Raw genomic sequence first — 8,030 nt, 5'->3', positions numbered from 1 at the left:
AAGTCCTCACTAGGGTACCGAACCAAGAAAAGAGCTTGAGTGGCTCGCTATAAGTATACATTGGCTACCGCTTGGGCTTATCTGCTATGTGGGCGCAATTTCTATTGCACCGGCAACGGCACAACCCTGATATGCTTTGCCTGCGTAAGTTAATATTGCAGTAAATTCATTTTGATAGCCATTGTCATCGATACAAAGGTTATTTTTTATATTCACAACAATAGGCTGTCCATTGACAGTACTCGCGTATTCGACACCTTCAGTATTGACAGAACCAGAACCCACCACGGTAACTGTTGCTGTCGTTGGCTTTAAGAAATTTGCCTCTATACTTAGCTCATTTCCTTCAATCACTATTCGCCAAATTTTCCCTTTGTTTCCAAAAGCAGTAAATGCCCCTGACGCTACCGGCGCTTCTATTGTAGGCTGCTTACTCAGATCCGTGGTGTCGGCACGATGGTTACTACAAGCCACTAGAGCTAAGCTGCCCGTTAAGCACATTGTCGTTAGAAGCAAAGAACGCATAATTTTTCCTTTAAATATAATAAGAGAAGAGGGCGTTCAAAACTCTGTGTCAACTAAATTAAAGACGCTAGCCAATTTAATAAACGCCCCGTGCGTGATTATTTGGATTCTTGATTGGATAATATTTGAATATTTGCCGTATTTTACTAGCTTGAACATATCATTCACTGGGGTGGAGTGTTAATCTGTTATGTTTTTTCATTGGATTTGCTTTGGTCTATTGTGTACTAGCTAAAATCTACTCGAAGATATGGATGTAATATATAGTTTGTCCGACACCAATAAACTCAACTATTTTGGATGTTAAAATAATCAATTATTTTTTAATACGAAAGGTTTTAAGATGAAATCAAAGAAAATACTCGCCCTTGCATTTGTGATGTCGTGTATAGCTGCTTTAGCAGGCTGTAACACAACACCTGATAACAGTAGTCAGTATACTAATGCAGTAGAGACTTCTCATAAAAATAGTCACAGTAATATTGCTAACCCCCAAGTTTTGGATATCAAGGGCAGTATTACTGGCTATGATACAAAGGAATATATATTCCATGCACAAGCTAATCAAGTATTAAGAGTAGTAAGACAAAACACATCAGACGATGTGGTATTAAAGTTACTGTATCTTGGAAATAACAATAAAACTAGTGAACTCTCTGGTGATTTCCAAGTCCTGCCTTATACAGGGGATTATAAGCTTATCGTAAGCCAAACACGCAATGATGCCCGTAAGCATGCAAACACCGCAAAAAACTTTAATTTGAAAGCCTTTATCACTGACCAGCAGCAACCATCTAACCAGCAAAATTATGTCGTCAACTACAAGTGTGATAGCAACGAAAATCTAAGCGTAACCTACCACTTTAATAACCAAAAAACTAGTGCGACAGTGACTTACGATAATATTTCACAACAGCTAAACTTTGATGATCAATATAGTAAAAAAAATAATCCAGTATTCTCCAATAATAACTACTTACTGAGCGTAGGAACTATTAATGATGGCGTGTTTGGAGACTCAATGGTCTACTCTTTGTTAGATTTAAAAAAATCTAAAGGTGGCTACGCGTTATTGCAAAACTGTCAAAAATTATAAACGCCTTCAGAAAAATAAAAAAGGGAAAATAGCCATAATCAGATAATGGGAGTTTCCCAAACTTTGTGTAACTGCTTATAATCCACTAACTGGAGAATAAGCAATGACTACTCAATCTGACCTTAAAAAACTGGCCGAGCAAATGGCAGTTACACAGAATCTGGGATGGGCTCGTGACTACTGCTAGGTTGATTGCTTTCAACACCTATGTTTTGATCAATAGCCTCTTGATTATTTTCTTTTGCGTTGGCTGCAAATGAATCTTCTTCCTCACCCAAGCCCACATCGCCACCCAAACTTTCAATCATACTTTTAAACAATTCTTTATCCGATTTTCTCGTTAAAAAATCTGGAAAATGAATCGCAAAATACTCTCGAATCATCTGCTCGCTCTCACCATCAGTTGCCAATACCTGACCTAAAAATGCCCCCATTAGAATCTTCTGCTTGTTCAAGCGTTTATCCAACTTTACCTGCTGAACCTTAGCTTGGCGTTTTAACTCTTCTAACCGTTGACGCTCTTTTAATTCATTAGAGTCTTGACTATCAAAAATAGACACAGGCGCTTTATTATTAGATACTGACATCAGATTTATCCTTATCAATTAAATTTTACTCAGCATAGCAAGCACCTTACTATCGTTCAATCACTTGTGGTAATCTTTAACACAATTACATCCGAAACCTTAGATAGCTTAGTTTATTATTTTATGGTGGCGTCCCCCTGACTAAGGGCGAAGTAACGACTCAAAATTTAATCTATCCACTTCGTTACTATTCTTAATTTTGAATCCTTCTTCGTTGGGGAAACCCCAAACCCCGCACCCCACAAAAAGCGGTGGTGTGCAAAAAGCAAAAATAGCAGGTGGCTTTTTATGACGATGGTACACATTGCAACAAAGGCGATTTCTCGAAAAGCAGGACAGTCGGCGGTGGCGTCGGCAGCCTATCGTGCTGGCGATGTGCTTGATGATGCCAAATATGGCAAGACCCATGACTATAGTAAAAAGTCTGGGGTGATGAGTAGCGATATCGTTTTACCATTTTCATTAAGAGCGCTGGGTGTGAGTGTGGATCGGGAGACGCTTTGGAATACCGCTGAAGCGGCAGAGACACGTTCGGACAGTCGGGTGGCGCGAGAGTGGCTGATTAATTTGCCGTATGAGTTAGACGAGTATGATCGGCATCAGCTGGCCATAAACTTTGCCCAAAAGCTTTGCGACGATATGGATGTGATTGCTGATGTGTGTATCCATCGTCCAGTGATGAAATTGCCTTTTGATCCTAATGTACCGCCAAGCTCGAAGTATTTGCGTGAGGGTGAGGAAAACCCTGATCCCCGTAATTTTCACGCGCATATTTTAGTCACTACTCGAGCGCCTACCGTTGGACCAAATAAAACCTTGGCATTTGATCCAAAGCTTAAGACCCCGTTTGAGTGGTCCAATAAAAAACGTAAGGCGCATGATCTGCCGTCATCAATGCAGGAGATTAAGCGTGTTCGGGAGATGTGGGTAGATACCGCCAATAAGGTATTGGCCGAATATCATCTACCGCTGATGGATGCGCGCAGTTACAAGGATCAGGGGCTTGATCAGCAGCCCACCATTAAAATGGGAGTAGAGGCGACGGCCATGGAGCGCCGAGGCATCACGACCGAAAAAGGAGACACCAACCGCGCCATCAAAGCGCGCAACAAATTGGTGGCTGACAACCATATCAAACAGGAAGCAGACAATGAGCGACGAATCAAACAATATCGAGACGGACTTGCTTGGGCAACTGAGAAAAATGCAAGACTACCTGGCAGCATTGGAGGCACAAAACAACGAGCTGACTTTGCAAAACAACTCTCTGGAAGCTCAGAATACTACATTACATACTGCACAAAACAAGATAATAGAACGGCAATTCGAGTTGACGACACAAAACGATGCGTTGAAGAGGCAAAATCAGGCATTGCTTGGGCAGCTAAACGATGCGAAAACCTACCAAAGCGATGTGATGACACAAAACAAAGAATTAATGGCACAGCACAAGCAAATGATAAGCTCACACAAAGAATTGACGACACAAAACAAGCAATTGAGGGAATCACTGAAGCTATCGGAAAGTCAAATATTGAAATTAACAAAGCAACTGAGCGAAGTGCAAGACCAGCCCCCAACCCCTTCGATGACGACGCACGACGAGCAAGAGCTGCTCGACTTGATCGACAGCAAGGACGTATTGATCGAGACACTCGAGCAAACCGTTTTAAAGATGAGAGAATCTTTGAGTATGTTGAACGTATGAAGCTGCACCTAGCCATGCGCTTAATACAACGTCATCGTGAGGCGATGACCATCAACTGGGCGCAAGGAGAAACCGCGGCTGACGCCCCTGATAAATTTGATCAGCGTCAAGTGGCACTACTTAGCGAGTTTGCACAGCGCCATGGTATTGAGGACCACGATAAAGCGGTGGAATTTACCGCGCACTTACGCCAAGTGGCCAAACGTTTTGATCACACGCTGGTTGAAAACAACAAAGCCATTATTAAGCTGTTGCGTGATCCTAACGCTGAACGTGAGCAGTATCTAGCGCTTACCAAGCATTTTACAGATTTCAGAGACAATATCGATCAAAAACGAGCGGCATTTAATAGCAGTATTATCGACAAACTGGGCGGTAGCGCAGGAGAGGTTGGCAGAATGACTCGGGACACCATGTCATCGTTCAGCTATATAGAAGAATTAATAGATTACATCAATCAGGATAACTGCCCAGCTGAGGCAAGAGACGTTGCTAGAGAACATTTAGCAGATACCTTGGATAAAACCTGTCAGCAATTCAAACTTGCGTTGCGTGATGTTAACTCACTACCAACAACCCAGCGTAAAAGCTACTCAGAGGCGATTAAAGCCACTTTAGAGGCGTTTACTGAGCAATATGGCAAAGAGCTGTCTGAAAGCCAACACAGAGCACTACAGGACGGTTTAGAGTCCTATCAGTATCAAGTGGGTAGAACTAATACACCTAGCCGAGGATTTAGTCCTTAATCTCATCCTTAAAAAAACGATTACTGAGGGATAAGTTACTTAGGCAAGCTACGTGGTTTAAATGATGATTTTTCACTTATCCACAAAAAAATTTATCACCCGTTTCTTTAAGGGTTTTTATTTGATCCTGTTTACTCCTGTTTAATCCTGTTTAAGAGCCTTTTTTCACCTTTAAAATCAATAGCTTACAAAGAGAAAAAACACAAAATGAGTAGAATAAACACAAAATGAGTAGAATAAACACAAAATGAGTAGAATAAACACAAAATGAGTAGAATAAACACAACAAAAAAATACTGATACTATTTGTAGTTTTATATGCTAAAGTGAATCTTGGTTATTATTGGAAATAACAGTAGATTAAGCAAGGATTCGAAAAAAATATGGAAAACAATCTAGTCGTACAATCCAATGAGCTTGTTCTAGCAGCTTATACCATGACTACTAAAGAAAAGCAGTTATTACTGACTTGTATTAGTCGTATTGACAGTAGACCTGATGCGCCAAATATTACTAAGCAAACCAAGTTTACGGTGACAGTTGAGGAAGTAGCAAAAATATTCTATACCGATAGCACCAAGAAGAATGCTTTTAGAGATTTAGAGCAAGCTAGTAATCGGCTTTTTGATAGGGAGGTACTGATAGCACTGGAGGATAATAAAACGCTTCGTACTCGCTTTGTTAGCGGTGTTCTTTACGACCCCAATGGAGAACAGATAACAATAACATTTGCAGAGGATGTACTGCCTTATTTGACACAGCTAAAAGCTAACTTCACAAAATATAGGCTGATGGAGGTGTCTGAGCTCTCAAGTATTCACTCTATGCGCTTATATGAATTAATTGTTTGTTGGGTAGGTCAGTACCAATATACTCAATCTATGGATTTAGACGATTTTCGCTATGTTATGGGCATTAAAGGTAAGTATAAGCAATTTGGACAGCTTAGAGAGCGTGTGATTGAGACTGCTATAGATGAGGTAAATGAGAGTACAAACTATAAAATTACTGTTGAGTACCATAAAAAAAGTAGAGGCAAAGGTTACGAGGGCCTAACGCTCAAATTCCATCGGAAAACATTAGACAAGCTAACCAGTGCAGACGGCACCCTGTCGCAAGCTACCATACAGTCTATCGTTGATAACGTGCAGTTTATGAATGACTATAACAACCATCCAAGCCTAAGTTATGACGGCAAAATGCAGACTGACGCATTTAAGCGCGAAATGATTAATATCATACAACGAGAGCCTGAAAGCTTTAACAAGCCTAATAAGGCTTTAGAGAGCTATTTACCAAAGATTAAACACTAATGTTTTTTCAAATATCCGTTAAAGTCAAAAGAACCACCGTTTTTTCTTCTTAGCCGTCGCGACGATTGAATCGTCTTTTTTTTCTTGCTCCTGTGCAAGTGGCGGCTCATCGCTCATTTCAGATTGCTTGAACTCTAACAGTCTCACTTGTGCGAAATCTTGGATACTGGCGTTGGCTTTATCCAGCGTTTTGTTCAATTGTCCTATCTGCTGCTGATAATTTTCAATTAACTTTTTTTGATCGCTTACCTGTTGGCTGAGGTGTTCATTCTTGAGCTTTTCAAGCGCTAATAGGTGTTCAATATCCGTATTGTACTGAACACTTTGACTGTTCAGAGGTGTACTTTGAACAGTGTCCACTGAACGTTCAGTACGTTTTTTAGAAATTGGCTCACCAAACACGCGCAACATTTCTGAAACGTCTATTTTCTTATCTGCCGTTCTAGAAAGCTCACCATCATTGACTTTCTGATAGATCGTCGTTCTTGATACACCCCATTCTTTTGCTGCTTTCGTCACCGATATGTTCATTGTTCACCTAGTGTTCAAGTACGTTTTTAGAGACTGTACAGTACAACTGTCCAGAACGTTCAGTGAACAACTATGGCACTAACTTATCTATCAGGCAAATTATAATTTCCTGTCAGTCATTAGGCTCAAAAATTACTAAGGGTGTCATTGAGCGATGCTGAACAAGTCTAATAAATCAGAAAATTTATATATCTCAAAAAAATACGTATAGAAAAGCTGGTTTTCTATACGTATATATATAACATGTATAGAAAAGCTGAAATATTATACATATTCAAAGAGGTGTCCATGGACGAGTATCAGATTATCCCTTTACCGCTTCCTAATATGGAGGCGCTAGAAACCAGAGCGGTTCTTAAAAAACTGTCGTCAGCCAATCGACATTTAGCTGAACTCAAAGGTGTAGTCTCATCTATTCCCAATGAGGCGATCTTAATCAATACCTTGGCGCTACAAGAGGCGAAGCACAGCTCTGAGATAGAAAATATTGTCACTACCAATGATGAGCTATTTAAAGCTGAGCTTGATATAGTCAATCAAAGCCTTGCGACCAAAGAGGTGCAGAACTATACGCAGGCGCTAAAATCAAGTTTCGATACGGTACGAAAAAGCGGCATTATTCGCTTAAGTGATATTCTAGCGATTCAAGAAGAGTTAGAGAAAAACGTTGCAGGGTTTCGTAAGCTGCCCGGTACGACACTCAAAAATAGCCAAGGCGATATTGTCTATACGCCGCCTCAACACGGCGACGACATCAAAGCATTCATGGATAATCTAACCACTTTCATAAATGATGATGCAATATGCGATCTTGATCCACTGGTAAAAATGGCGGTCATTCACCATCAGTTTGAGAGTATCCATCCATTCTATGACGGTAACGGGCGTACAGGGAGGATTTTAAATATTCTCTATCTGGTGGCGCAAGGCTTACTAGACTTGCCCGTTTTATACCTCAGTCATTACCTGATTCGACATAAGGCTGATTATTATCACTATCTACAGCACGTTCGAGATACTGGCGACTGGGAAGGTTGGCTGTTATTTATGCTTGATAGTGTGGAAGAGACGTCTAAATCCACCATCACCTTAATTAAAGACATCAAGGCATTGATACAAGCATATAAGCTCAAAATGCGCGAGGAGAAGCCCAAAATCTATCGCCAAGAACTGTTAAACAACCTATTTAATCATCCTTATACCAAAATAGAGTTTGTGATGACTGATTTAGCAGTAACGCGCATCACCGCGACTAAATACTTAGATGAGCTGACTGATATTGGGCTACTACAAAAAGAGAAGGTTGGTCGTAGCTCTTACTACATCAATGTCGAACTACTGCAACTACTCATGAATCGAGCGTAGTATGACAGATCATGCGCTCGCTTTAGTGAGCAGCATTATTTTTGAATGTATGAATAGGTATGTCTTAGTTTCAGAAGCCTGGCGCTGCTCCATACCTTTCCCATATTATTTGTCATAACGTCTGTTATAGAAGCAAGAACGGTACCCTAGTGAGGACTT

At 40.5% G+C, this 8,030-nt stretch carries 7 protein-coding genes; 4 read left to right on the top strand and 3 right to left on the bottom strand.

Annotated elements, in window-relative coordinates; all coding sequences use genetic code 11:
- Window positions 1–84: 84 nt before the first annotated feature.
- On the bottom strand, window positions 85–525 hold the full coding sequence (locus tag J3492_RS12765) for a hypothetical protein (RefSeq protein ID WP_110817436.1): 441 nt from the start codon (window positions 523–525) through the stop codon (window positions 85–87).
- A 343-nt stretch (window positions 526–868) separates the two neighbouring features.
- Here J3492_RS12765 and J3492_RS12760 point away from each other — a divergent pair, with 343 nt between their 5' ends.
- Window positions 869–1,621, top strand: coding sequence for an ACP-like domain-containing protein (locus tag J3492_RS12760; protein WP_011954800.1), 753 nt, complete (start codon window positions 869–871; stop codon window positions 1,619–1,621).
- A 149-nt stretch (window positions 1,622–1,770) separates the two neighbouring features.
- Here the strand turns inward: J3492_RS12760 and J3492_RS12755 are convergent, their stop codons facing one another.
- Window positions 1,771–2,208, bottom strand: a complete 438-nt coding sequence (locus J3492_RS12755) for a hypothetical protein (RefSeq protein ID WP_207992406.1) — start codon at window positions 2,206–2,208, stop codon at window positions 1,771–1,773.
- Window positions 2,209–2,496: 288 nt separating this feature from the next.
- Here J3492_RS12755 and J3492_RS12750 point away from each other — a divergent pair, with 288 nt between their 5' ends.
- Window positions 2,497–4,662, top strand: a complete 2,166-nt coding sequence (locus J3492_RS12750; RefSeq protein WP_207992405.1) for a MobA/MobL family protein — start codon at window positions 2,497–2,499, stop codon at window positions 4,660–4,662.
- 383 nt (window positions 4,663–5,045) lie between these two features.
- Window positions 5,046–5,975, top strand: coding sequence for a replication initiation protein (locus J3492_RS12745; RefSeq protein WP_207992404.1), 930 nt, complete (start codon window positions 5,046–5,048; stop codon window positions 5,973–5,975).
- A gap of 24 nt (window positions 5,976–5,999) precedes the next feature.
- On the opposite strand, the gene J3492_RS12740 is transcribed toward J3492_RS12745, so the two are convergent.
- Complete coding sequence (locus tag J3492_RS12740) at window positions 6,000–6,506, bottom strand: plasmid replication DNA-binding protein (RefSeq protein ID WP_087815670.1); 507 nt, start codon at window positions 6,504–6,506, stop codon at window positions 6,000–6,002.
- 288 nt (window positions 6,507–6,794) lie between these two features.
- On the opposite strand from J3492_RS12740, the gene J3492_RS12735 reads away from it, so the two are divergent.
- Window positions 6,795–7,871 carry a Fic family protein gene (locus J3492_RS12735; protein WP_192524930.1) on the top strand — a complete coding sequence of 359 codons (1,077 nt, stop codon included), beginning with the start codon at window positions 6,795–6,797 and terminating at the stop codon, window positions 7,869–7,871.
- Window positions 7,872–8,030: the final 159 nt, after the last annotated feature.

This window comes from Psychrobacter coccoides, from assembly GCF_017498085.1.
In the GTDB taxonomy this organism is placed as follows: Bacteria; Pseudomonadota; Gammaproteobacteria; order Pseudomonadales; family Moraxellaceae; genus Psychrobacter; species Psychrobacter coccoides.
This window is presented reverse-complemented; position numbering and strand designations above follow the sequence as displayed.